This window comes from Nonomuraea sp. NPDC050153 (genome assembly GCF_044460125.1).
In the GTDB taxonomy this organism is placed as follows: domain Bacteria; phylum Actinomycetota; class Actinomycetes; order Streptosporangiales; family Streptosporangiaceae; genus Nonomuraea.
Genome location: NZ_JBITJQ010000005.1, coordinates 195,795 through 218,514, shown reverse-complemented (window position 1 = coordinate 218,514; position 22,720 = coordinate 195,795). Strand labels below are relative to the sequence as shown.

Annotated in this window: 23 protein-coding genes and 1 riboswitch; of the genes, 11 read left to right on the top strand and 12 right to left on the bottom strand. The window is 71.4% G+C overall.

From position 1 onward, the window contains the following. Positions 1-3: 3 nt before the first annotated feature. From ACIBQ1_RS15920 to ACIBQ1_RS15910, 3 genes are all read right to left on the bottom strand, one after another. Positions 4-339, bottom strand: coding sequence for a hypothetical protein (locus ACIBQ1_RS15920; protein WP_397278029.1), 336 nt, complete (start codon positions 337-339; stop codon positions 4-6). A 217-nt stretch (positions 340-556) separates the two neighbouring features. Beyond that, on the bottom strand, positions 557-1,324 hold the full coding sequence (locus ACIBQ1_RS15915; RefSeq protein ID WP_397278027.1) for a glycoside hydrolase family 25 protein: 768 nt from the start codon (positions 1,322-1,324) through the stop codon (positions 557-559). 12 nt (positions 1,325-1,336) lie between these two features. Continuing rightward, positions 1,337-1,479, bottom strand: a riboswitch (cyclic di-AMP (ydaO/yuaA leader). Positions 1,480-1,896: 417 nt separating this feature from the next. After that, a complete protein-coding gene (locus ACIBQ1_RS15910; protein ID WP_397278025.1) occupies positions 1,897-2,709 on the bottom strand; it encodes a TOMM precursor leader peptide-binding protein in 813 nt (270 codons plus the stop codon). On the opposite strand from ACIBQ1_RS15910, the gene ACIBQ1_RS15905 reads away from it, so the two are divergent. Next, positions 2,710-3,204 (top strand): hypothetical protein, encoded by a 495-nt coding sequence (locus ACIBQ1_RS15905; protein ID WP_397278023.1) that lies wholly within the window; start codon positions 2,710-2,712, stop codon positions 3,202-3,204. A 6-nt stretch (positions 3,205-3,210) separates the two neighbouring features. On the opposite strand, the gene ACIBQ1_RS15900 is transcribed toward ACIBQ1_RS15905, so the two are convergent. The 3 genes from ACIBQ1_RS15900 to ACIBQ1_RS15890 all read right to left on the bottom strand — a co-directional run bounded on the left by ACIBQ1_RS15900 (position 3,211) and on the right by ACIBQ1_RS15890 (position 4,538). Beyond that, positions 3,211-3,972: a phosphotransferase gene (locus tag ACIBQ1_RS15900; RefSeq protein ID WP_397278022.1), complete on the bottom strand. Its 762-nt coding sequence runs from the start codon at positions 3,970-3,972 to the stop codon at positions 3,211-3,213. Continuing rightward, on the bottom strand, positions 3,962-4,237 hold the full coding sequence (locus ACIBQ1_RS15895; protein ID WP_397278020.1) for a hypothetical protein: 276 nt from the start codon (positions 4,235-4,237) through the stop codon (positions 3,962-3,964). The genes ACIBQ1_RS15900 and ACIBQ1_RS15895 overlap by 11 nt, the downstream gene beginning before the upstream one ends. Positions 4,238-4,343: 106 nt before the next feature. Next, positions 4,344-4,538, bottom strand: a complete 195-nt coding sequence (locus ACIBQ1_RS15890; protein ID WP_397278018.1) for a hypothetical protein — start codon at positions 4,536-4,538, stop codon at positions 4,344-4,346. Between the two features lie 102 nt (positions 4,539-4,640). Between ACIBQ1_RS15890 and ACIBQ1_RS15885 the strand changes: the two genes are divergently transcribed. Further along, positions 4,641-5,123, top strand: coding sequence for a hypothetical protein (locus ACIBQ1_RS15885; protein ID WP_397278017.1), 483 nt, complete (start codon positions 4,641-4,643; stop codon positions 5,121-5,123). Between the two features lie 245 nt (positions 5,124-5,368). Here the strand turns inward: ACIBQ1_RS15885 and ACIBQ1_RS15880 are convergent, their stop codons facing one another. From ACIBQ1_RS15880 to ACIBQ1_RS15860, 5 genes are read right to left on the bottom strand one after another with little or no spacing between them, the layout of a single operon-like run. Further along, complete coding sequence (locus tag ACIBQ1_RS15880) at positions 5,369-6,373, bottom strand: amidohydrolase family protein (protein WP_397278015.1); 1,005 nt, start codon at positions 6,371-6,373, stop codon at positions 5,369-5,371. Next, entirely contained in the window at positions 6,370-7,182 is an 813-nt protein-coding gene (locus tag ACIBQ1_RS15875; protein WP_397278013.1) for an ABC transporter permease, read from the bottom strand. Before ACIBQ1_RS15875 ends, ACIBQ1_RS15880 begins: the two co-directional genes overlap by 4 nt. Continuing rightward, positions 7,179-7,973, bottom strand: a complete 795-nt coding sequence (locus ACIBQ1_RS15870) for an ABC transporter ATP-binding protein (protein ID WP_397278011.1) — start codon at positions 7,971-7,973, stop codon at positions 7,179-7,181. The genes ACIBQ1_RS15875 and ACIBQ1_RS15870 overlap by 4 nt, the downstream gene beginning before the upstream one ends. Continuing rightward, positions 7,970-8,785, bottom strand: coding sequence for an ABC transporter permease (locus ACIBQ1_RS15865; RefSeq protein WP_397278009.1), 816 nt, complete (start codon positions 8,783-8,785; stop codon positions 7,970-7,972). Before ACIBQ1_RS15865 ends, ACIBQ1_RS15870 begins: the two co-directional genes overlap by 4 nt. Further along, complete coding sequence (locus ACIBQ1_RS15860) at positions 8,782-9,786, bottom strand: ABC transporter substrate-binding protein (protein ID WP_397278007.1); 1,005 nt, start codon at positions 9,784-9,786, stop codon at positions 8,782-8,784. Before ACIBQ1_RS15860 ends, ACIBQ1_RS15865 begins: the two co-directional genes overlap by 4 nt. 197 nt (positions 9,787-9,983) lie before the next feature. On the opposite strand from ACIBQ1_RS15860, the gene ACIBQ1_RS15855 reads away from it, so the two are divergent. From ACIBQ1_RS15855 to ACIBQ1_RS15840, 4 genes are all read left to right on the top strand, one after another. Next, positions 9,984-11,009, top strand: a complete 1,026-nt coding sequence (locus ACIBQ1_RS15855; protein WP_397278005.1) for a LacI family DNA-binding transcriptional regulator — start codon at positions 9,984-9,986, stop codon at positions 11,007-11,009. A 189-nt stretch (positions 11,010-11,198) separates the two neighbouring features. Continuing rightward, positions 11,199-11,357 carry a hypothetical protein gene (locus ACIBQ1_RS15850; protein ID WP_397278003.1) on the top strand — a complete coding sequence of 53 codons (159 nt, stop codon included), beginning with the start codon at positions 11,199-11,201 and terminating at the stop codon, positions 11,355-11,357. Between the two features lie 12 nt (positions 11,358-11,369). Continuing rightward, positions 11,370-12,491 (top strand): hypothetical protein, encoded by a 1,122-nt coding sequence (locus tag ACIBQ1_RS15845; RefSeq protein WP_397278001.1) that lies wholly within the window; start codon positions 11,370-11,372, stop codon positions 12,489-12,491. 51 nt (positions 12,492-12,542) lie between these two features. Continuing rightward, positions 12,543-12,707: a hypothetical protein gene (locus tag ACIBQ1_RS15840; protein ID WP_397277999.1), complete on the top strand. Its 165-nt coding sequence runs from the start codon at positions 12,543-12,545 to the stop codon at positions 12,705-12,707. A 1-nt stretch (position 12,708) separates the two neighbouring features. Here ACIBQ1_RS15840 and ACIBQ1_RS15835 read toward each other — a convergent pair whose 3' ends face one another. Then, complete coding sequence (locus ACIBQ1_RS15835; protein WP_397277997.1) at positions 12,709-15,390, bottom strand: helix-turn-helix transcriptional regulator; 2,682 nt, start codon at positions 15,388-15,390, stop codon at positions 12,709-12,711. A 492-nt stretch (positions 15,391-15,882) separates the two neighbouring features. Here ACIBQ1_RS15835 and ACIBQ1_RS15830 point away from each other — a divergent pair, with 492 nt between their 5' ends. The 5 genes from ACIBQ1_RS15830 to ACIBQ1_RS15810 all read left to right on the top strand — a co-directional run bounded on the left by ACIBQ1_RS15830 (position 15,883) and on the right by ACIBQ1_RS15810 (position 22,711). Beyond that, positions 15,883-16,671: a hypothetical protein gene (locus ACIBQ1_RS15830; protein WP_397277995.1), complete on the top strand. Its 789-nt coding sequence runs from the start codon at positions 15,883-15,885 to the stop codon at positions 16,669-16,671. Between the two features lie 2 nt (positions 16,672-16,673). Continuing rightward, entirely contained in the window at positions 16,674-17,237 is a 564-nt protein-coding gene (locus ACIBQ1_RS15825) for a hypothetical protein (protein ID WP_397277993.1), read from the top strand. 108 nt (positions 17,238-17,345) lie between these two features. Continuing rightward, positions 17,346-18,131 (top strand): phosphotransferase, encoded by a 786-nt coding sequence (locus ACIBQ1_RS15820; RefSeq protein ID WP_397277991.1) that lies wholly within the window; start codon positions 17,346-17,348, stop codon positions 18,129-18,131. A 34-nt stretch (positions 18,132-18,165) separates the two neighbouring features. Beyond that, positions 18,166-19,179, top strand: coding sequence for a LacI family DNA-binding transcriptional regulator (locus ACIBQ1_RS15815; protein ID WP_397277990.1), 1,014 nt, complete (start codon positions 18,166-18,168; stop codon positions 19,177-19,179). A 37-nt stretch (positions 19,180-19,216) separates the two neighbouring features. Next, entirely contained in the window at positions 19,217-22,711 is a 3,495-nt protein-coding gene (locus ACIBQ1_RS15810) for a WD40 repeat domain-containing serine/threonine protein kinase (RefSeq protein WP_397277989.1), read from the top strand. Positions 22,712-22,720: the final 9 nt, after the last annotated feature.

Genomic DNA, 22,720 nt, shown 5'->3' with positions numbered 1-22,720 from the left:
CGATCAGCCGATCTCCTGGCACACGCTCACGTGGAGCGTGTCGTCCCCGTCGAAGCTGAACTCCTCCACCAGGCGCAGCAGCCCGTCGTCGCCCGCCTCGATGCGGCTGCTGCTCTGCCCGCCCGCCTTCCCACCGGCCTTCAACGCGTGCGCATACGAGATCGAGACCTGGGCGCCGTCGCGCATGCCCACGAAACGCCCGTGGGTCACGGTGTCGCCGGAGTAGCTGCCCCACACCACCCCGTCAGCCTCCTGGTACAGGAACTCCGTAGGGCTGTCCTGGTCGACTGCGCTCGCCGTCGAGCTCACCATCACGAATTTGCGGCCGTTGAGATTCACGCCCGACATCGTGGCTCACATTTCGGAAATGTCAGCATCCGTCTGGACGGATCGCGGGGAGACCGCTCGATGATCGACAATCCGTCCAGTCCGGATCTCCATCACAGGCCACGCCACGACGAGCTCGTCGGTGAGCTCGCCGTGGCGTGGGGGTCCGGTCGTCCCGGCCGCGCGAGCGCGCGGCCGGGCACGTGGCCCGGCTGTCCGCGCCGCTCGCTCAGGCGCGGCGGCCCAGGTCGCGTAGCTGGTCGGTGGACAGCACGGAGACGTTCTGGTCGATGGGGACGTCGGTGTACTGGTGGATGGCCCAGGACTTCCAGTCGGCGGGCGGGGCGACCGCGCCCTTGGCCTTGCTGTAATGGGCGACCCACAGCGGGTACTCGGCCAGGCCCTTGCCGTACTTGTTGGCGAACTTCCAGCCGCTGTAGAACATCGGCGTCGTCCCGGTCTTCTTCTTCACGTACGACAGCCAGGTCTTGGCCCAGGAGTTCACCTCGGCGATGGACTTGCCGTCGGTGGTCTCCAGGTCGAGGACGAGGATGTCGCCGGCCGCGCCGGGCTGCGAGTTCAGCACGGACAGGAAGTAGTCCGCCTCCGCGATGGGGTCGTTGGCGGGGTGGCCGTAGTGGTAGGCCCCGCGCACGATGCCCTTCTTGCCCAGCTCGCGCCAGTGCCTGGCGAAGGAGGCGTCGCGGAAGTCGGTGCCCTCCGTGGCCTTGATGATGCCGAACTTGGCCTGGCTGGCGCTCCAGTCGTACAGAGGCTCGTAGTTGGAGATGTCCAGGCCGTAGATGAGAGACCCGGTCTTTTGCTGAGACGCGTTCACCGGCCCCTGCTCCGGGGATGCCGCCGCGAACGCCACGCCGGCGATGGCGGTGGTTCCGGCGAGGGTCGCACCGGCGACGGCGAGGCCGAGGCGATTGGTGAGGAGAGCGCGGGGGTTCTTGAGGATGTGGGCGATTGCGGCAAACCGAGGCTTGGACACGACGGCATTGACTCCTTGCTTCCATACCGCCTACCGGGTTAGCTGACGGGTTCGGGCTTGGAAGTGCCTTACGGGCGCAGCCTGGGCTGGCGTCCGATTCACCCCAGAAAGTGGGTCCCCGGCTCCGCGAGGCGCGGATTAGGCGGCCGAATGCTGTCCCGAAGAGCTTCTGGAGGACAGCGCACGGTCCGGTCAACGAAGCGGCAACGATGAGGCGAAGTGACCACATCTATGCCGTGATTAGGCAAAAGATAGGCATCTGTCCATAGGTAGTGCAAGCAGAACAAATCGGATTCGCGGGTATCGGTCGCCGGACGGCGGGGAAACGCCGTGCCTGTAAGGGTTTCGGGACTTGGTAAAACTTGCGGCCATCGCGTCCTGCCCGGCTCCCGAGAACGCCGGCCGCCGGCATGGATGGGGTCGACCGGCCGCATGATGCTGCTGTGACTCGCCGCAATTGCGCAGGTAATCGTGGCCCGAGGCGGCCGTGGTCGCCGTGATTCGCACGTTGCCGGCCGTTCGCCCTGGCACAGAAGGTCTTGCTGGAGGGAGGTTTGCGATGCTGGTTGTGTTCATGGCAAAAAACGCGGTGTGATCGCGCCGTCGCGGCCCTCCCCGCAGGTCGGACAGTCGGGCCGCCTCGGGATGGGGCGCGAGCGGATCTCCAGCGGCCAGAAGTCCACCTCGCTCCACCGCCCGCTCAGCGCCGGGGGCAACCCCGCCAGGACCCGGATCGCCTCCCAGGCGAGAATCGTGCCGACCAGCCCGCACAGCGCCCCGATGGCCCCCGCCTTCTCCCTCTTGCCGACCAGCGACTCCATCCGGTCGCGCCCGTGGTCGGCGAAGGTCTCGGTACGGACGCAGGTCCAGCAGGCGGTCCGTCCCGGCAGGACCGTCGTGCCGAGCACCCCGATGTGGTACGCGTACCCGGTGCCCAGGATGTGCGGCACGTCGGGCCAGCAGGCCTCGCTGACCCAGGTGGACGTGTCGTTGGGCGTGGGCAGGTCGATCGCGTTGATCACGATGCCCGCCCCGTCCACCAGGTCCGCGAGGTCGGCGGGGGAGGTGACGCGCCGGTCGAAGGTCTCGACCGTGACGAAGGGATTGGCGGCCCGCAGCCGGGCTCCGGCCGCCTCGACCTTGGGCGCTCCCACGTCGGCGACGGAGAAGAGGGTCTGCCGGGTCAGGTTCGACGGCTCGACGCGGTCGAAGTCGCACAGGCGGATGGTGCCGACGCCCGCGTTCGCCAGGGAGAGCGCGACCCAGCCGCCGAGCCCGCCGGCCCCGCACACCACCGCGGTCGAGCGGTCGACGCGCTCCTGCAACTGCACGCCGGTGGGGAGGTCGGTGAGGCCCTGGTCGCAGAAATCCTGGAGCAGCCTCAATTGGCGGTCGTAGAATTCGGCGCGCTCGTCCCCGAGCTTCGCGAACGATCCCTCAAGATGGCCGACCCGGCTCAGCAGCCGCTCTTCCGTGAGGATTTGCAGCACCTCGCCGAGCGGCTGCGAGTCACCGACGGACCGCTGGATCTCGGCATATGTGCGGGTGCCGTCCAGAAGCGTTATCACCTGTTTCACGAAAGCGTCGGCGGCGAATCTCTTCACGGTTCTGTCCGCCGTGCACAGGAAGAGCAGTTCGTCGCCTTCAGCCTGTACGATAACGCTTTCCCGCAGGCGGGGGCGCCAATCCGTCACGTGTTCCTCCGAGCGCGGGTGAGGCGAAAACGCCTCACCCGCGCCCACTGTCAGTTGCCGGCGGAATTCGAAGCGGTGACCGCGCCCACGCGCAGGCTCGTCTCCTCGAGCTTCACCATGACCGGACGTCTTCTCATGGCTGCACCCCTCGTCCGTGGATTCCACACTGTATTCTCTACATCGTAGAATTTTTTACAAGCAAAAGTCATCGAGTTCGCGAACCGCCTGGTCGAGATCGTCGGCGACGCCGCGTTCGAACAGCCGCATGTAAAGCTCGTCGGGGCCGCGGCCATATCTGCGTATCTGGCCGGCCCGTGCGCGCATGCGCACCTGCGCCTCGAGGACGATCTTCTCGGGGCGGCCGCGCCAGCCGTACGCGTCGAGGAAGAGGCGCAGCCGCTCCGGCCGGGCGGCGAGGTCGCCGAAGCCGTCGGCGACCGCCACGCGCCGGGCGTACAGCGGCACCCAGGCGATGGCCACCCAGGCCACGTCCGAGTCGGGTGTGACCGGTCCGGCGAAGTCCCAGTCGAAGAAGCCGGTCAGCCTGCCCTCGTGCCACGCGGCGTTGAACGGCCCGGCGTCGTTGTGCGCGATGATCGTTCCCGGTGTCCAGCATCCGCCGAGCCGCCAGCACGCCCCGGGAGCCGGCACGTAGTCGGCCACGGCCGCATGGTAGTCGCGCAGCCAGCGGGCTGTCTGGACCAGCGCGTCCTCGCTCCACGCCCACGCAGGCCACGGCGGCTCGCCGGCGATCTCGCCCACCAGGTAGGTGAGCATCTCCCGGCCCTCCGCGTCCACGCCCAGGGCGCGGGGGGCGCCGCCGAACCCCACGCGCTCCAGGTGCCGCAGAAGCTCGTGGACCGACGCCGACCACCGGCGCACCGGCCGCCGCACCGTGCCACCGACCCGCACCACGGCCTGGTCGTTGCCGCCCACCGGCTGATCAGCGGCCACGGTCACCCCACGTCACGATCCCGCCGGCAAACGCACGTAGGCCCGCCGCCGGCATCAGCTCCTCACCGGCCCCCTCGGCCCCGGCTTCCACCAGCCGCCGGGCGGCAATCGGTTTGCCGCCCTGGATCGCCTCCGTCTTGCGGGCGGGCACGACGTAGCCGGACTCCGTGAAGCTCCCGCCGCTCCGGGGCCCGGGGACGGCGGGACCGGCGAGCGCGTCCCGGGCAGCCGGGTGCTCCTCCGGAGTCCCGATGACTGAATCCATGACTCCCAGCTTCCGTGATGGCGCTGACCATCATGCGTCGACTCCGACGAGATACCCCAGATCGACACCCCGCTGCGTACGGACGCCTTCAACAACAAGTGCGACGTCATGCGGCCACGTCACCGCCGACCGTGGCGCCGTTGAGGTACGTCGTGGAATCGGCGGCCAACGCCTGAGGGGCCTGGATGGTGACGAGACCGGCCGCGACGGTCAGGGCGCCGCCGAAGGCAAGCAGTTGCCGGGCCAGCCGGTTGATGAGCGGCCGGCCGGCATGAACACGTTCCGTGCGTAATGGGCGCACCCGCACTCCGCTCATAAGAATGGGAAAGTCCCGTTGATCAATCCATAGGAGCGTGCGGCCGGTCAAGATCAATCGGCTGGGCACTCCGCAGTCGGATTTCGGGTGGCACTGGCGCACCTGCTGGCGGTCTCGGGCGGTAAGCGGGTGTCCGTCCCTGAGGGGCCTGTCGCAGAGGCGTTTCGCCGGGCGATCGACATTCTGCTCCCTCCGGGACCACCGGAACGACACCTGGCTCTGGCCGGGCCTGGCCTGTCCGCCGCGATCACGGACATCGCCCTGGTGCCCCGGCATCCGCAGACCGGTGAGGTGTGGCCGTGCGACGCGGGAGCGGTGGTGCCGCTGGCCGCGGACGTGTGGACGTACATGGCCTTCAACGATGATCGGCGGCTCGTGCCGGCGGCGCATGGGATGCCTGCCGGCGTTCGCCGTGATGATCCGCTCCCGCTGCTGCCGCACGGTCTTTTCCGCCCTGATGGGCGGGTGTTCCTCCGTACGCTGGAGCGGCTGGCGCCGGTTGGGCAGCCGTGGTTGCGCCGCATCCACGACCGGGTGAAAGACCGCCCGTACATGGACCCGTTCGTGTAGACGTCAAGCCCCGAACCGGACGCGCCGCTCCAGCTTCAGCGGATCAAGGGGGCAGCTCCATCATCGGGAGACCAGGACGGAAGCGTCTGCGGCGGTCTCGCCGCTGCCGGAGATCTGTTCGCCTGCGCTCCCGCATGCACCACAAGAGCCGGACAGAGCCGACTCCGCGCGGGCGACGTCCCGGCGAGTGAGACTGCCGCATGAGATCGGACGTGGCCTTGGATGTGGCGAGATGACGCCCAGGTTTAGTCCAGCAGTCGCATCAGGCGTCGAATGTTGAGGTGGTAGATCCGGTCCCGGTCGGTGTCGGTGAGGTCGAGGGCGTCGAGGACGCGGATGGTTTCGCGGATGTACATGGGGCCGCCTTCGGGGTCGAAGGGGCAGTCGGTGCCGAACAGGACGTGGTCCGCGCCGAAGAAGTCGAGGCCGCAGCGGGTGCCGATGTCGGAGCCGGACAGAGCGGTGTCGGCGTAGAAGCGGCGGAAGTAATCCAGCGGGCGCCGGGGCAGCAGGTTCTGATAGTTCTCGCCGGCGGTGCGGCTGCCGAGTTGGTCGCTCCAGCCGAGCCCGATCCGGCCTTCCAGGTAGGGGATCATGGCGCCCAGATGGTGGGTGATGATCTTGATGTCGGGGTGGCGTTCGAACAGGCCGGAGAAGACCAGGCGGGCCATGGCGGCGCTGGTCTCGTACGGCCAGCCGAGCGCCCACCAGATCTCGTACCTGGAGGTTTCCTCGGTCGCGTAGTCGGCGAAAGCGGCGCTGCGGGTGGGATGCATCCACACCGGCAAATCACGCCGGGCCATCTCGTCGAAGACGGCCGCGAACGCGGGATCGTCCAGGGGCCGGCCGTTGACGTTGGTGAAGACCTGGACGCCGCGGGCGCCGAGGTCGTCGATGGCGAAGGCGAGCTCGTCCAGTGCCGCATCGGGGTTGTTCATCGGCAGGGAGGCGACGAAGGCCGGGAACCGGTCGGGATGTTTCTCGCACAGCTCCAGCATCGACTCGTTGGCCAGCCGGGCCAATGCCGCGGATTCGGTGGGGCCGGCGAGCAGTTCGATCGGCGGAGACGACAGGGTGAGGATCTGCTGGTAGCCGTCGCCGAACTCGTCCATCATCCGCAGGCGGGCGTCGACGTCGTGCAGCGCGGGCAGTTCCAGCCAGCGTTTGAGCGCGCCGGGGTCGACGGCGAGTTCACGCATCCGCTCGAAGTACGGCGCGGGCAGGATGTGGCTGTAGGCGTCGATCTTCATCGGTCTCCTCTCGAGGTTTTCGGGACCCAGCGGGTGATGCGGCGGTCGACCGCCTGGACCAGGGCGACGGCGCCGAGCGCGACGGCGATGATGACCACGAGCACGGCCAGCACGCTCGCGCCGTCGAAGCGCCCGCCCGCCTGGGTGACGATGCGGCCCAGGCCGACCACGGCGATGAACATCTCGCCGTTGATCATGCCGGTGACGGCGCGGCCGACGCCGAGCCGGACACCGGCCATGATCATGGGTGCGGCGGCCGGGAGCATGACGCGCAGGAGCACCTGCCGTTCGCCGGCGCCGTAGGAGCGGGCCATCTCGATCAGAGAGGCCGGTACGGACTGGATGGCCGAGGCGGTGTTGATGATGATGACGAACATCGCGTACATCACCACGACGGCCACGATCGCGCCGCGGCCCTCGCCCAGCAGGGAGAAGAAGATCGGCGCGAAGACCAGCGACGGGGCGGTGAGCAGGGCGTAGACGTAGACGCCGAGGGCGGCCTCGACCTTGCGGTAGCGGCCCATGGCGACGCCGACGGCGAGGCCGGCGCCCAGGGAGATGGCGAACCCGAGAACGAGGTTGACCAGGCTGTCGGCCAGGCTGGGGACGATCAGACCGCCGGAGATCATGTCGGCCAGGCGGGCCAGCACGGTGCTCAGCGGCGGGAAGAACGACACCCCGGCCAGGCGTCCGACCAGTTCCCAGGCCACGGCGCCGATGGCCAGGCTGACGGGGGCGGCCGGCAGGTGCCGCCAGGATGGCCGTCGTCTGGTGGAGCGCATCGTGCGGCGCTCGGCCACCGCGCTCATCCGGCCGCCTTGGCCGGGCGGTGCTCTTCGTGCATGTCGCGAAGCCGGTCCCACAGGTACGCGGTGATCTCGACGTACCGGCCCGAGCGTTCGAGGGCGCCGACGTCGCTGGAGCGGGGCCGTTCCAGCGGCACCGGGACGATCTCGGCGATCTTGCCGGGGCGGGCGCTCATCAGCACGACCCGGTCGCCCAGCAGCACCGCTTCTTCCATGCTGTGGGTGATGAACACGACGGTCATCCGGTGTTCCTCCCAGATCGACAGCAGCTCTTCCTGCAGCAGGCGGCGGGTCTGCTCGTCCACCGCGCCGAACGGCTCGTCCATGAGCAGCACCCGTGGTTGCACGGCCAGGGCGCGGGCGATGCCGACGCGTTGCTGCATGCCGCCGGACAGTTCGCCGGGGCGCTTGCTTTCGAAGCCGGACAACCCCACCATGCCGATGAGCGATCGGGCGCGTTCTTCCCGCTCGGCCTTGCCGACGCCGCGCGTGCGCAGCCCGAAGGCGACGTTCTCCAGCACGGTGGCCCACGGCAGCAGGGCGAAGTTCTGGAAGACCATGGCGCGATCAGGGCCGGGCCCGCGTACGGGCGTGCCATCGACCAGGATGTCGCCGTCGTTCCAGGGAATGAGCCCGGCGACGGCTTTCAGCAACGTGGTCTTGCCGCAGCCGCTGGGGCCGAGCACGGTCAGGAACTCGTTCTCGTCGACGGTCAGGTCGACGTCGCGCAACGCGTCCACGACCTGGCCGTCCTGGCCGACGAAACTCTTGCTCAATCCACGAATTTCGATCATTGTGCGTTCCTCGCCGTCATCGTGTGGGCCCAGCCGGTCAGTTTGCGTTCGCACCATCGCGCGGCGGAGATGAGCAGGAGCGCCTCCGCCAAAATGATCACGATGGTGCCGTAGAGCAGCGGCGCTTTGAACAGGCCGCGATATTCGAGGATCAGCCCGCCCAGCGCGGTGGAGACCATGAGCAGTTCGACGAGCACCATGCCGGTGACCGCACGTCCGACGCCCAGCCGGATGCCGGTCATGATCGCGGGCAGCGCGCCGGGCAGCAGGACCCGGGTCCAGATCTGCCGCTCGGTGGCGCCGAAGGAGCGGGCCATCTCGATCAGCGACGGGTCCACCTGGCGTACGCCGGCGCGGCTGTTGACCACCACCATCACGATCGAGAAGATCGTGACGAGGATGACCCGGGAGGCCAGCCCGAACCCGACCGACATCACCAGCAGCGGGATGATCGCCGCCATCGGGGTGACCAGCAGGATGTTGAGGTAGACGTCCGTGAGGCGCTCCAGCGTCCGGAAGCGGCCCAGCACGATGCCCGCGGGCACGCCGAGCACGACGGCGACGCCGAAGCCGAGCACCAGCGCCTGGTTGCTGACATACATCGCGCGCCACAGCTCGGCGCTGCCCAGCAGTTCGGCGGTCGCCTCCGCCGTCTCGGTGAAGGTGGGGACGAGCAGGCCGCCCCACTGGCGGGCGTACAGCTCCCAGCCGGCGGCGAAGAGGGCGAAGGTCAGCAGCTGGTACGGCAGGCTCGCGCCGGCGAGGCGGCGCAGCACCCCCGGACGGCGCGCGGGCCGGGGACCGGAGGTCATGCGGCCGCCTTGACGAAGGACAGGTCGGCGGCGTCCCTGGCGGTCATGCCCTGCTTGATCACGCCGGCTCGGACGAAGAAGTCGATGGTGCCCTGGACGTTCTGCTCGGTCAGGGCCGGCGCGTCGAACAGCTTCGCCTTGACGTACCGCTGGGCTATCTCGGCGGTGTGAGCGGCGTCCTCGTCCGGCAGGTACTTGGCGGCCAGGCTCACCAGGTGCTGCGGATCAGCGTTGATCTTGGCGTGCTCGCGGACGAGGGCGGTCACGAACGCCTGCGCCGCGGCCTTGTGCTCGGTCAGGAACCCGGTGTTGGCGTACACGGTCTGCGGGTGCAGGTCGGGCAGGGTCTTGGCGAAGTCGACGACCTGGGTGAACTTCTCCTTCCCCGACGACTCCAGGATGGCCACGTCGGAGATCTCCAGCGGCGTCGCGTCGATCTGGCCCGCGACCAGGGCCTGGGCCCGCACGTCCGAGCCGCCGATGGTCAGGTAGTTCGGCCGCTTGCCGGCGCCGCACTGGGCGCCCACCCATTCCTTGGCCATCGCGGTCGCCACCGCGCCCTCGCTGAAGATGCCGAACGGGCGCCCGCTCAGGTCGTCACAGGAAGAGATGCCGGGTTTGCTGTAGATCGCCCACTGGTTGCCGATGACATCGGCGATGATCTTGATCGGGGCATCTTGTTCGATGGCGATCAGCGCCGGGCTGGTCGCCTCCGCCGAGATCGCGTAGTCGCCCTTGGCCAGCCCCTCGATGGCCAGCTCGGGCTCGGCCAGCTCGACCACCTTGACCTGGTGACCGGCCTGGCGGACGGCGTCCACGGCGGCCAGGATCGGCACCGTCGTGAGGTCCGGCTCGATCACCGCGACCGTGAACGACGACGTCCCGTCCGCGTTGGTGCCGGCGCCACCGCCGCCGCACGCGGCCAGGGCGGACAGGGCCGCCAGCGCGGCGATCCGTTTCACATGAGTCCCGGCGTGCATGGGCTTCTCCTTCGAGCTCACGTCCGTGTCCTCTACCTTGCAAAAGGGGAGGTCACCGGCTAGGCAAACGTCTGCCTTGCGGGCCAGTTAATGAGCTGCGCCACATCGCCGTCAAGAGGGCGTTGCAGGTTAGTTACATGGCGGTTTCGGGCATTTGATTGCTGACCTGGGAGGATCGTGCCATGGTTTAGGCAAACGTTCTCCTCGGAAGGTGAGCCGTGACTTCACTGGTAGAGGTCGCAAAGGCGGCCGGCGTGTCGGTGTCCACCGCCTCGCGGGTGCTGACCGGCTCCAGCCATCCCATCTCGGCCAAGACCCGCGCCAAGGTCATCGCCACCGCCGAAAGCCTGGGCTACTCGCCCAGCGCCCTGGCCCGCGCGCTGGTCTCGCGTACCAGCCGGGTTCTGGGCGTGCTGGTCAGCGACATCGTCAACCCGTACTTCTCGGTCATCGCGCGCGGTGTCGACGACGTGGCCAGCCGCGCCGGCTACGTCACCATGCTGTCCAACGTCGATCGGAGCACGCTCACCGAGATCAACCGGCTGCAGACCATGCGCGACTACCGCGCCGCCGGGGTGATCATCGCCGGCAGCGGCTACGTGGACGACCCACACGCGCCCGAACTGGCCGAGGCCGTCCGCCACACCCGCGACCAGGGCATCCGGCTGGTATCGCTGACCGTCCGCGACATCGGCTGCCCGATCGTCACCGCCGACAACCACGCCGCCGCCCACGACATCACCGAGCACCTCATCTCCCTCGGCCACCGCCGGATCGCCTTCATCGAAGGACCCGGCGGCATGGTCACCAGCCGGCAACGCCGCGAGGGCTTCCTCGCCTGCATGAGCGACGCCGGCCTCGCCGACGCCGCGCAATGCCTGCCCGGCGGGTTCGACCACGAGGCGGGCCACGCGGCCACCATGCGGCTCATCGCCCGGCCGCCGCTGCCCGACGCCATCCTCGCCGCCAACGACGAGGCCGCGGTCGGCGCGCTCAACGCGCTGCGGCAGGCGGGCATCGACGTGCCGGGCGAGATCTCCGTCGCCGGTATCGACGACCTCAGGGTCGCCCAGTTCGTCGGCCTGACCACGGTGAGCCTGCCGTTGTACGAGATGGGCGCCATGGCGGCCCGGCACATCATCGACACCACGACGGAGCCCGGCAAGCCCACCACCACGATCCTCAGCCATCGGCTCCTGCCCCGGGAGACCACCGCCCGCCGCCCCTCCCCGACGTCGGCATGAGCGTTTATGCGCGGACGGCTGCGGGGCTCACCCATGGCGTGGCGGTGGCCCGCTCGCTCCGCCAGGACCTCGAACGGCACCACCCGGTGAGCCGTTCAGAGATATGTCAGGAGCCGCCAAACGGTGTCTGAACTGGTATTTCATCGGGTTTCGAGATGCCGTCGAGGGTGCACGGACGGAGGCCGCCAAGTGGACTTCGGCGACGTGATGTCGCAACTCGACGGTGGGATGCTGTGCAGCGGATCGCGTCGCCGGCGGGCCGGTCGCCTCTCCTTCGCTGATGCTGTTCTGTCACCGACGGCTGATATCCATGCCTGCCAGACGATCTACGACGAACGACTGCTCTGATCGGAGGCTGACATGGGCGTCATCGACGAATATCCCGACCCCAGCGCTTGGTTCCTGAAGAACGTGGGGCAGCCGGAGCGCGAGCTGTTCGCCCGGTTCGACCTCGGTTACCGGCCAGGCGAGGAGGTGGCTGAGCGGCGCTCGTTCGGGCGCTGGGCACAGTTGAGGCTCAGTCGGGGCTGTGAGAGCGGCCACGATGACGACGACTGGGTGCTGCGGATCGTGCGCGAAGTGGCCGAAGCCGACACGCCCTGGACCGTCGAGGACGTCACGTTCCTGTGGGAGGCCGCCGACGGGTTGCTGCGTAACGAGCACAGCAACTACGCGGAGCTCTACCGGATCCCGCTGGCGGCCATTCAGCGCCTGGACTATCGCGACCGCCGCCAGGTGCTGCACTGGGTGCCGGAGCTGCTCGAAGATCGTTATCCGAAGGCGTGGAATGAGCTGAACGACCAGATCGAGCAGGTGTTGCAGGAGCCGCCCGAGCATGGCCCGGCCGGTGTTGTGCGCACGCTGACCTGGGACTTCGACCCTTTCGCCCATGCCATGGCGGAGGAATACGGCACACGGCTGACCGCCCCCACCGTCTTGCCGCTGCTGAAGCACTGGACGATGAAAGGCTGGAGGTCGACCAGAACCTTCAAGTCGAGCGTCAAGTGGCTCGCCCAGGCACGGTCGCTGCTCACCGACGACGCCGTCGAGATGATCCGCGAGATCCTGGGTCGGGTGGCGGCGCATCGGGAACAGACGTTGGAGAATCCCGACGCCGATGGCTACGTGTGGACGAGTAAGACCTTCCTGGATACTCACACCGAGGTGCTGGTACGCGGTGTGGTGTGGACGTGCGAGCTGATCGACCAGCCGTGGGTGCCGGGGCTGCTGGGCGATGTCGCGGTGACGTGCGGCGCCGCGCTTCACCCGGGTCACGGCAAGGGCCCCTACCTCCGCAGCCAGATGCTGGCCAACGCCGCCGTCCATGTTCTGTCCGGACGCGACGGCCTCGACACCGTGGCCGCACTGGTCAAAGTACGGGACGAGGTGCGCAAGAGGGCTGTGCTGATCAAGGTGGCTCGTGCACTGGACGAGGTGGCCGCCCGGACGGGGCTTACCCGTGAGCAAACGCCCGATTACTGATACTGCTCAATACCAGGGCAGAAACTTCTGATATCAGCGGGAGGGGCGACGGTGTGGCGACGCCAGGAGATACCGGCCGCGACTTCGCCGTGCGCGACCACAAGCGCGCTCACCCTCCTCGAAGCCGACGACCTGCGCAAGGTCCTGCACCGCACGCTGGACGTCTTCGCCGACGCCGCCGACCATCTGGCGGAATCGCTTCTGACCACTCGGTGACTCAACGCATGAGCTTGGTGGTGAGGGCCACGCGTGAGCTCACCCCCAGCTTGGCGTACGCGTTCCCCAGGTGGTACTCGATCGTCTTCACGCTCAGCACCAGCTCCCTGGCCACCTGACGGTTCGTCATCCCGGTCGCCACCAGCCGCGCCACCGCCTGCTCCTGCGGCGTCAGCCGCAGCAGCGGCGAGGCGCCCGACTCGGCGCGCGGCAGCCCGCACGCGCTCAGCTCCTGCTCGCACCGCCCCGCGTACGGCGCCGCGCCCAGCCTGGTGAACAGCCCGAGCGCCGGCTCCAGGTGCGACTGCGCCTGCCGGCGGCGGCCCAGCCTGCGCAGGAACCGCCCGTACGCCAGCCGCAGCCGCGCCTCGTCGAACGGCAGCCCGGCCACCGCCCCCGTGTGGGCGAGCGCGGTGGTGAAGGCGGCGTCGGCCAGGGCGTTCTCGTGGCGGGCCGCGTGCAGGCCGCCCCGGCAGCGGGCCGCCGTGGCCAGCGCCGACCGCCTGCCGCGCCGCCCCGCCAGCCGCTCGACCGCGACCAGGCAGGACTCGGCCCGGTCCAGCTCGCCCAGCCCCACCAGCGCGTCGATGAGCAGGTCGAGCCACTGCACGACGCCCGGCTCGTACACGATGTCGTGCGCGTTCACCGCCTCCAGCGGCTCCAGCGCCGCCACCGTCGCGGCGTGGTCGCCCCTGGCGGCGGCCAGGTGCGCGGCGGCGCCGCACCCGTGCGCCAGCGCCGCGACCGAGTCCGCGCCGGCGACGGCCGCCCTGACGTGGGACTCCGCGAGCGGCCAGGCGCCGCGCGAGGCCGGGACGAGCGCCGCCAGCCCGTGGCAGATGGGCGAGAGCCACCGCTGGTCGGCGTCGTCGGCCACGGACGCGGCGGTCTCGGTGTGCAGGGCGGCGTCGTCCCAGCGGCCGGAGCGGTACTCGACCTGCCCCAGCAGGGCCGTGGCCAGCATGCGGAACGGCACCGAACGCTCACCGCACGCCGCCACCACCCCGGACAGGTCGGCCAGCCCGCCCGCCAGATCGTCGGAGCACGTGCGCACCAGCCCCCGGCCGAGCAGCGCGTCGAGGTCGGCGATCGACGCCGACGCGGGCGGCGGCAGATCGGCGGTCGCGGCCAGCGCCGCGTCGATCTCGCCGGAGACGGCCAGGCCGGTGAGCTGGGTGAAGCGGTTGTAGTCGATGCTGAGGCGGTAGCCGGGGGAGCTTCTGGCGCGTTCGGCCCAGCGGGCGGCCTGCCTGCCCTCGGCCCTGACCAGGCAGAGCATGGCCAGCTGCTGCGCGGCCCGCGCCGCCAGGCCGGACTCGGGCGGCCCGGCCTGCTGCCAGGCCGTGATGAGCTGCCTCCGCGCCTCCTCGACCTGGCCGCGCACCATGGCCAGGTGGCCGAGCGCGTAGCCGCGCACCGCCGGGTGCGCGTCCTCGGGCAGGCTCGCGGTCAGCTCGGCGGCCTCGTCGACCCGCCCGTCCAGCAGCAGCGCCTCCACCGCCTCGGCGGCCAGCGGCGCCGGGTCGCCCGACAGCTCCGCCGCCGCCTTCAGGTGCTCGGCCGCGCCGCCGAACGCGCCGAGCCGTACCTGCGCCCTGCCCAGCTCCGCCAGCTCGGCGGCCAGCTCCGTGCTCGGGCCCGCCACCGCCTCGATGCGGTGCCGCAGCCGCGCCTGCTCGCCCTCCGCCGCCAGCGCCGCCCGCGCGTGCAGGGCCGAGCGGCGTGCCGGGCCCAGGTCGCGGTAGACGGCCGCGCGGATCAGCGGATGCGCGAACGCGGCCACGGGCCCGCGCGAAGAGGACCGTTCCAGGAGCACGCCCTCGCGCACGGCCTCTTCGAGCGCCTGCAGCGGCTCCGCCACCCCGGCCACCCGCGCCGCCAGGTGCAGCGGGCACGACAGGCCCAGCACGCTGACCGCGCCGACCAGCTCGCGCACCGTGGGCGCGCACCTGGCCACCTTGGCCAGCACCAGCATCGTGTACGAGCGCGGCGCGGGCAGCGGCTGGGCCAGGTCGTCCAGCGCCTCCATGGGCACCTCCTCCAGCAGCGCCCGCAGGTGCAGCGGCACGCCCTCGGTGTGGGCGACCAGCCTGGCCACCGCCCGCTGCGACACCCGCCCGCCCGCCAGGGCGGCCACCTCCGGCTCCCGCAGCCCGCGCAGCCGCACCCGGCGGGTCGCGTCGGCCGTGATGAGCCGCCGCAGCCCTTCCGGCCCCGGCAGCGTGGCGGTCTCGCGCAGCATGAGCACCGCCATCACCCGGTCCACGCGCAGCCTGCGCAGGCAGAACGTCAGCGCCCGCAACGTCGGCGCGTCCGCCCAGTGCACGTCGTCGACGACCAGGCAGAGCGGCTCGCTCGCCTGCCGCTCGCTCAGCTCCGGCAGCAGCGCCGCGCCGACCGCCAGCGGATCGGGCGGCCCGGCCGCGGCCGCCGCCTCGACCTGCGCGGGGAGCCCGCCGAAGAGCCTGGTCAGCGTCCCGTACGGGAGCAGCGCCTCGCCCTCGTCACCGTCGGAGAACAGCACGTTGCCCGTCCCGCACGTCTCCAGGAACCGCCGGACCAGCGTCGTCTTCCCGATCCCCGCCGGTCCCTCGACCACGACGAGCCTGGGCAGCCCGGCGCGGGCGCGCTCGAACTCCGCGGCCAGGCATCGGAGTTCCTCGTCCCGTCCGACGAACGTCATACCGGCCTCCGCACGCTGGGAAGTCCAACGTTGCGCGGCGCGGCGGGCGGCTCAAGTAAGACTTGCCTGTCCCCTTGTCCAGAGGCCGCGCGAAACCCAGGGGTTATCCCCAGGTGCCGTCCGAAGACGGCGGGTCCACGCGGCCGTTCCGCATGCGGCTGGACGGGCCGCGGCCGCGCGAAGGCCCGTACCCCAGGGGAAATCCCCGGGGCGATCCCTGACGCGCGGAGCCCCGGGACGGCGGATCATGCGAGGCGGGTCCTGGTGGGAGGGGTGCGGGCGAGGGCTGCCGGCGGTTCGCGCGGAGCGGCCCCGGTCCTCGTCGCGCAGGAGGGCACGCCTCCGGACCTGGGCCCAGCGGGGCGGTCACGCGCGTAGCCACACGTGGCCGCCCCGACGCCGTTCACGGGCTCGCCGCTGCCCCGGCCTTTACCGATCTGTGCTTCGCGCCATCATTGCACTGTGTGATAGTAATGTGACGTTGCGTATCCGATGAGTTTCGGGAGATTCTTCATGGTGGCGTACACGCTCTCAGTCGTGGCGGCGGTGGGCGCGGTGGCGCTCACCGCGCTGATCTTCAGGAAGGTCAAACGAGCCGGAGAGGACCGCGACCCCAACGGCCCGTCGGCCGCGCACGCGGGAGCGATGCTGTCGGCCATGTTCCTGCTGGTCTTCGCCATCGCGATCATCGTTCCCTGGACCACGGCCGATGCCGCCCGCCTCAACACCCACGCCGAGAGCCAGGCGGCCGTCGACGCGTACTGGGCGGCCGACGCCCTGCCGGGCACCGCGGCGCAGGACGTGCGCAGGGCGCTGCGCGACTACGTCACGTTCGTGGTCAGGGACGAGTGGCCGCTGATGGTCGATGGCCGGATGGACCCGGTCGGCGCCGCCAGGATGGACGAGCTGCGCGGCCGCGTCACCGACCTGCAGGTGACCGGCGACAAGCAGGACGACGCCAAGGCCGCCGTGCTGGAGAAGCTCAGCGCGCTGTCCACCGCGCGGGCCCAGCGCACCGCCGACGCCGCCGCGCGGCCTCCGGCGGGGCTGCTGCACCTGACCGTCCTCACCGGCGTCCTGGTCGTCGTCTTCCCGTTCCTGGCCGGGGCCAGGCCGAGGGGGCTGGCGATGCTGCCGCTGCTGGCGACGGCCGCGCTGCTGGGCTTCGGCACGTACCTGACGTGGGACATCTCCCGCGCCTTCGCCGGGCCGCTGGCCGTCGGGCCCGAGGCGTTCCAGGGGGCGCTGCAGGAGTTCACCCGCATCGGCGGGGGAGTGTGATCGTGGGCGTCAGACGCGCTCCACTCCTTTTCGCCGCCGCCCTGGCCGCCCTGGCCGTCGCGGGTCCGGCCGCGGCGGACGGGGTGCCGTGGCCACGCCCGGTGCCGCACGTGACCGTACGCCCGCCCGCGCCCCCCAAGGGCGTCACCGTCGGTCCCACCGTGTCGGTGCCCCGGGTCCGGACGCGGCGCTCGCCCCGCCCCAAGGTGTCGATCTCGGTGCCGCCCCGCAAGGGGCCGGGGCCGCCCGCGATCGTGCTGCCGCACGTGACGGTCTACCGCGACGGCGTGTGCATGCGAGAGGTCCAGGTGGGGCAGTGCCCGCGCAGGAGAGCGGGCCGGGTGCGCCCGCCCGCCCCCTGGACGGCGCCGGTGCGGGTGCCGGCACCGAAGAAGACGCCGAAGAAGAAGCCTGAGCCGAAGGCGACCGTCCCGCTGACGCGCTACCAGCGTGCCGAGGCCGGCCCGGCCCGGCGCAAGAGCCCGCTCAACACCGTGCTGGTGATGACCGTGGTGGTGTCGGCGATCACCTCGACGACGGCCGTGGCCTTCCGCTCCCGCCGCTGACGACGCGGTGTTTTATTCGCGTGCCGTGGCCCGGCGCCGCGTGACACACTGACCGCCGGGCCCGGAGATCATCGTCCGGGCCCGGCGGTGATCAGGGGAGAGGCGGCAGTGGCCGACGAAGAGGTGCTGACCGGTGGCGGCGTCAACCACGTGGTACGCGTCGGCTCCACCGTACGGCGGCCTGCGGGGGCCTGGACCCCGGCCGTGCACGCGCTGCTCGGCCACCTGCGGGCGCGCGGGTTCACCGGCGCGCCCCGCGGCCATGGGATCGACGCCGACGGGCGGGAGATCCTGGACTTCGTGCCCGGCGACGTCCCCGGCCATCCGCTGCCGGAGTGGGCCATGACCGACGACGCGCTGGTGGCCGTGGGCACGTTGCTGCGGGAGTACCACGACGCCACGCTCGGCTTCCCCATCGATCCCGATTTTTCGTGGTATTTCCCGCCGGTGGGTCCGGCGGAGGTGATCTGCCACGGGGACCTGGCCACCTACAACTGCGTCTTCCGGGACGGGCTGCCGGTCGCCTTCATCGACTTCGACACGGCGCACCCCGGGCCGCGGATCTGGGACGTGTCCTACGCCGCCTACCGGTTCGTCTCGCTCAGCGATCCCCGGCACGAGGGGGTGGGCTCGGGGCCGGTGCAGGAGCAGGTCCGGCGGCTGCGGCTGTTCGCCGACGCGTACGGGCTCGGCGACGCGGACCGGCGCGCGCTCCCGTCCACCGCCCGCGCCCGGCTGGAGCACCTGGTCCGGCACATGTACGACCGCGCCGCCGCCGGCGACGAGGCGTTCGCCGGGCACATAGCCCGGGGCGACGACCGGTTCTACCATGCGGACATGGCGCACCTGGCACGCTGCGAGCCCGTGTTCCGGTCCGCCCTCGCGGCGCCCTGACGGCACCGTACGCCCGTTGAGGAGAGGAGGCACGATGCCGGACAACCCCAGGCGCGCCACCCTGGCCACCGTCGCGGCCTCGGCAGGCGTGTCGGTCGCGACCGTCTCCAAGGTGCTCAACGGCCGCAGCGACGTCGCGCCCGCCACCCGATCCCTGGTGGAGTCGCTGCTGCGGCAGCACGAGTACGTCCCGGCCACGCCGCGCCGCGAGCTGTGCGGGAACGTCGAGCTGCAGTTCGACGACGACCTGAACGCCTACTCCACAGAGATCATCCAGGGCGCGGTGGCGGCCGGGGCCGAGATCGGCGTCGGGATCGTCGTCAGCATCAAGAAGGACCTCGGCCACAGCACGGCCTGGGTCCGTGACCTGGTGGCCGCCGGCCGCACCGCGCTGATCGCCGTCACGTGCGAACAGCTGGCCGCCCAGCAGGTGGCCGCGCTGGCACGCGCCCGCCTGCCGCTCGTGCTGATCGACCCGCTGAACCTGCAGAGCGCCAGCGTGACCAGCGTCGGCTCCACGAACTTCGCCGGCGGGCTGGCCGCCACCCGCCACCTGCTCTCGCTCGGCCACCGCCGCATCGCCTACGTCGGCGGCCCGGCCACGGCGGCCTGCAACCAGGCCCGGCTGCACGGCTACCGCGCCGCCCTGGAGGCCGAGGGCGCGCCGGTGGTCCCCGAGTACGTGCGGACCGGCCAGTTCCGCTACCACGACGGGCTGCTGGGCGGCGCGGCCGTCCTCGACCTGCCGCAGGCGCCGACGGCGATCTTCGCGGGCTGCGACGAGGTGGCCCTGGGGGTCATGGAGGCCGCCCGGGCGCGCGGGCTGCGCATCCCCGAGGACATCAGCGTCGTGGGCTACGACGACACCCAGGTCGCCCGGATGGCCGCGCCGCCGCTGACCACGGTCCGCCAGCCGCTGCGCGAGATGGGCGGGGTGGCGCTGCGCACCGCGTTGCGGCTGGCGGCGGGCGAGAAGATCGACTCCCATCACGTGGAGCTGGCCACGGGGCTCGTCGTCCGCGGGTCCACGGCGCCCGTGCCCGGCTGAGGTCAACCAATCGCGCCCCATCCGCATCAAAAGTCACGTGGAAAGTCTGGCGCCGGGTGATCCGGTCAAGATCGGCAGATACTGGCTCGCCGGGCGGCTCGGTGCCGGTGGCCAGGGCGTCGTGTATGAGGCGTACGACGATGACGGCGGCCGCTACGCGCTCAAGGTCCTGCACGCGGAGGTACGCGACCGGCTGGCCAAGGAGGCCGCCGCCGCCCGCCGGGTCGCCTCCTTCTGCACCGCCAGGGTGATCGACGCCGACCCGGCCGCCACCCCGCCGTACATCGTGAGCGAATACGTCGAGGGCCTTGACCTGCGGCGCGCCGGGCGGCGGTTCGCGGGCGACGACCTGCACCGGCTGGCCACCGCCGTGGCGACCGCGCTGACCGCCATCCACGAGGCCGGGGTCGTGCACCGCGACCTCAAACCGGACAACGTCCTGCTCGGCCCCGACGGGCCGCGCGTGATCGACTTCGGCATCGCCCGCACCGAGGACATGTCGCGGACGGCCGGCGACTACATCGCGGGCACGCCCACGTACATGGCGCCGGAGGTCTTCTCCGGCGGGCGGGCGGGCACGGCGGCCGACGTGTTCGCCTGGGGTGGGATCATGGTGTTCGCCGCCACCGGGCTGGACCCGTTCAGGGCCGAGACCCTCGCGGGCGTCATGCACCGCGTGCTCACCTTCGACCCCGACCTCGGTGCGCTGCCCGAGCCGCTGCGGCCGCTGGTCGCGGCGGCGCTGAGCAAGGACCCGGGACGGCGGCCCACCGCGCGGGGGCTGCTGCTCGCCCTGGTCGGCGGCGCGCACGACCCGCTCGGCGAGGGCAGCCAGCGCGGCGACGGCCTGCGGGCCGCCGCGGCCGACCCCGGGCTCGGCACGCTGGCCGAGGACGCCTACGACCTGCTCACCCCCGACCAGCGCGAACTGGTGCCCGACCTGCTGCTGCGGCTGATCACGATCGACGGCGACGGCACGGAGACCGTACGGCGCGCGTCCGTGGCCGACCTGCTCCCCGAACGGCCCGCGGAGCGCAAGCGCATCCTGGACGTCTTCGGCTACATCCTGACCGAACGCGACGGCGAGGTGAGCATCGTCCGCCCGGCCGTGCTGCGCGCCTGGCCCAGGCTGCGGGGCTGGGTGGAGGCCGACCGGCGCGGGCTCGGCGTCCTGCCCGAGATCTCCCGTGCCGCCCACGCCTGGCACGAGCACGGCCGCAAGGACGGCGACCTGCTCCAGGGCAGCAGGCTGGAGGCGGTGCTCGACTGGGCCGCCACCGGCCGCCACCAGCTCACGCTGACCCCGCTCGAACGCGACTTCCTGGCCGCCGCGAGCGGCGTCACCCGGCGCCGGGCCGGCCGCCGCCGCCTGCTCACCACGGCGCTGGCGGTGCTGCTGGTGGTGGCGGTGATCGGCGCCGGGGTCGCGGTCCAGCAGGGACGCCAGGCCGCCGAGCAGCGCGACCAGGTGGCGGCCGAACGCGACCGCGCCCGTGGCCGCGAGCTGGTCCACCAGGCCGACGACCTGCGCACGGTGAACCCGGTGCGGGCCATGCTGCTGAGCCTGGCCGCCTGGCGGCTGGCCCCGGGCGTCGACACCCGCTCCAGCCTCACCTCGGCCGTCTACCAGCGCGAGAGCACGGCGTTCAGCCCGCCCGCCGACAAAGGCGCGGCCACGCAGGCGGTCAGCGGCGACGGCCGCGTCCTCGCCGCCGTGAGCGAGCGCGGGGTGCGCGTGTACGAGGTCGCGACCGGCCGCCAGGTCGCCTCCTGGACCTCACCGCGGCTGGCCGAGGGCGTGAACCAGGTGGCGCTGAGCCGTACCGGCCGGCTGCTGGCCATCGCGGTCGGCCAGGCCGTGACCGTGTGGCAGACGCGCACCGGTCGCCCCGTCGGCGTCAAGAAGAAGCCGGGCGACGACCCGGTGCTGCTCCACCCCGATTTCGGCGACCAGGACTCGCTGCTGTCGATCAGCATCACCGACGGCGTGACGGACCTGTGGGACGCCGAGCGCGGCCGCGAGCTCCCCACGAAGGAGTGGGACGAGCTCACCCAGTTCACCGTCGCCTCCTCGGGCAGGCTGGTCGCGATCGTGGCGCCCCCGGGGGAGTCGATCCGCGTGTGGCGGCTCCCGGGGATGCGGCGCGTGCCCGCTCTCGAGAAGGGCTGCGGCACGGAACCGGTCGTGGGATTCAGCGCGGACAGCCGGCTCATGTACTGCGCCGGGGAGCGGTTCCAGCTCCGGGACACCGCGTCGGGCAGGCTGGTCGCCGACTCGGAGGCGGAGCTGACGGGCTTGACCTGGGCGGAGGCGGCGGGCCAGGCGGCCCCCGACACCCGGTGGACCGTCCGGCTCAGCGCCGACAACCAGCTGGTCGCCGGCGTGCGCGGGCAGCGGGTCTGGGTCTGGGACGTGACCACGCACGAGGAGATCCTCAGATACGAGGCGCCGGGCGAGGTCACCGACGTGTGGTTCGACCCGACCGGCCGGACGCTGCGCTACCGGGTCGACGAGCGCATCGTCAGCCTCGCCCTGCGGCCCGGGACCGCGAGCGTCCGCCCGCCCTCCGGCGCGCAGGTCGACGCGATCAGCCCGGACGCGCGGCGGCTGCTGATCAGCACGTCGTCCGCGTACCGGACCTGGGACGTGGCCGCGAGGCGCTCGACCGCGTCCTACCCCAACCCCGGCAACCCGATGCCGTGGCTGTTCAGCCCCGCCAACGACAGCCTGGTCTTCCAGGACGGGGAGGCGATCGTCGCCTACAGCCTCGCCGACGGGCGGCGGCTGTGGTCGTTCGCGGGCATTCCGGCGTTCCTCCCCACGGGCGGGGCCTACAGCCGGGACGGCCGCCTGTTCGCGGCGGTCTTCGCCCAGAACAGCCAGAAGCAGGATGACTTCCGCCTGCGGGTGTGGGACGCGCGCACCGGGAAGGCGGTCAGCAGTGTGAAACTGCCGCTCGTCACCCGCGACTTCGTCTTCCTCTCCGACGGCAGGACGATCGCGTCGGCGAGCGGCCAGTTCTACGACATCATGACCGGCAAACCCGTCGGCACCGGGTTCGGCGCGGCACGGAACCAGGGTTACATGGTCGTCGATCCGGCCGGGCGGCGGCTGGCCACGCACGACGGGCGCCGCCTCAGCCTGTGGGACGTGAGCGCCCGGCAGCTCCTGGTGCCTGACCTGCGCGTTCCCGGCCGGGAACTCGACACCGTCGTGTTCGCCCCCGCGGGCGACGTGATCGCCGCCTCCGACGCGAGTGGCGGGATCCATCTGTGGGACGTGGCGACCCGGCAGCCGCTGGGCGGGGAGATCCGGCTCGACAGCGACGGCATCGTGCACCTCATGGCCTTCACCGGCGACGGGAGGCTGCTGCGGGTGGTCGGTGCGTCGGAACGGGTTCACGACCTGCCGGTCGCGCCGGAGGCGATGGCGAGCGCGGTGTGCGCACGGGCCGGGCGCACGCTCAGCCCTCAGGAGTGGCGCGAGTACCTGGGTGCCACGGCGTACCGCGACGTGTGCGCGAAGGCGTGAGGTCCCGGA

Bases quoted from the DNA above. Each gene is read 5' to 3' on its own strand.
- ACIBQ1_RS15895 (WP_397278020.1), bottom strand. From the start codon at position 4,237: ATGGATTCAGTCATCGGGACTCCGGAGGAGCACCCGGCTGCCCGGGAC.
- ACIBQ1_RS15880 (WP_397278015.1), bottom strand. From the start codon at position 6,373: ATGAAGATCGACGCCTACAGCCACATCCTGCCCGCGCCGTACTTCGAG.
- ACIBQ1_RS15875 (WP_397278013.1), bottom strand. From the start codon at position 7,182: ATGAGCGCGGTGGCCGAGCGCCGCACGATGCGCTCCACCAGACGACGG.
- ACIBQ1_RS15870 (WP_397278011.1), bottom strand. From the start codon at position 7,973: ATGATCGAAATTCGTGGATTGAGCAAGAGTTTCGTCGGCCAGGACGGC.
- ACIBQ1_RS15865 (WP_397278009.1), bottom strand. From the start codon at position 8,785: ATGACCTCCGGTCCCCGGCCCGCGCGCCGTCCGGGGGTGCTGCGCCGC.
- ACIBQ1_RS15845 (WP_397278001.1), top strand. From the start codon at position 11,370: ATGGGCGTCATCGACGAATATCCCGACCCCAGCGCTTGGTTCCTGAAG.
- ACIBQ1_RS15835 (WP_397277997.1), bottom strand. From the start codon at position 15,390: ATGACGTTCGTCGGACGGGACGAGGAACTCCGATGCCTGGCCGCGGAG.
- ACIBQ1_RS15830 (WP_397277995.1), top strand. From the start codon at position 15,883: ATGAGTTTCGGGAGATTCTTCATGGTGGCGTACACGCTCTCAGTCGTG.
- ACIBQ1_RS15815 (WP_397277990.1), top strand. From the start codon at position 18,166: ATGCCGGACAACCCCAGGCGCGCCACCCTGGCCACCGTCGCGGCCTCG.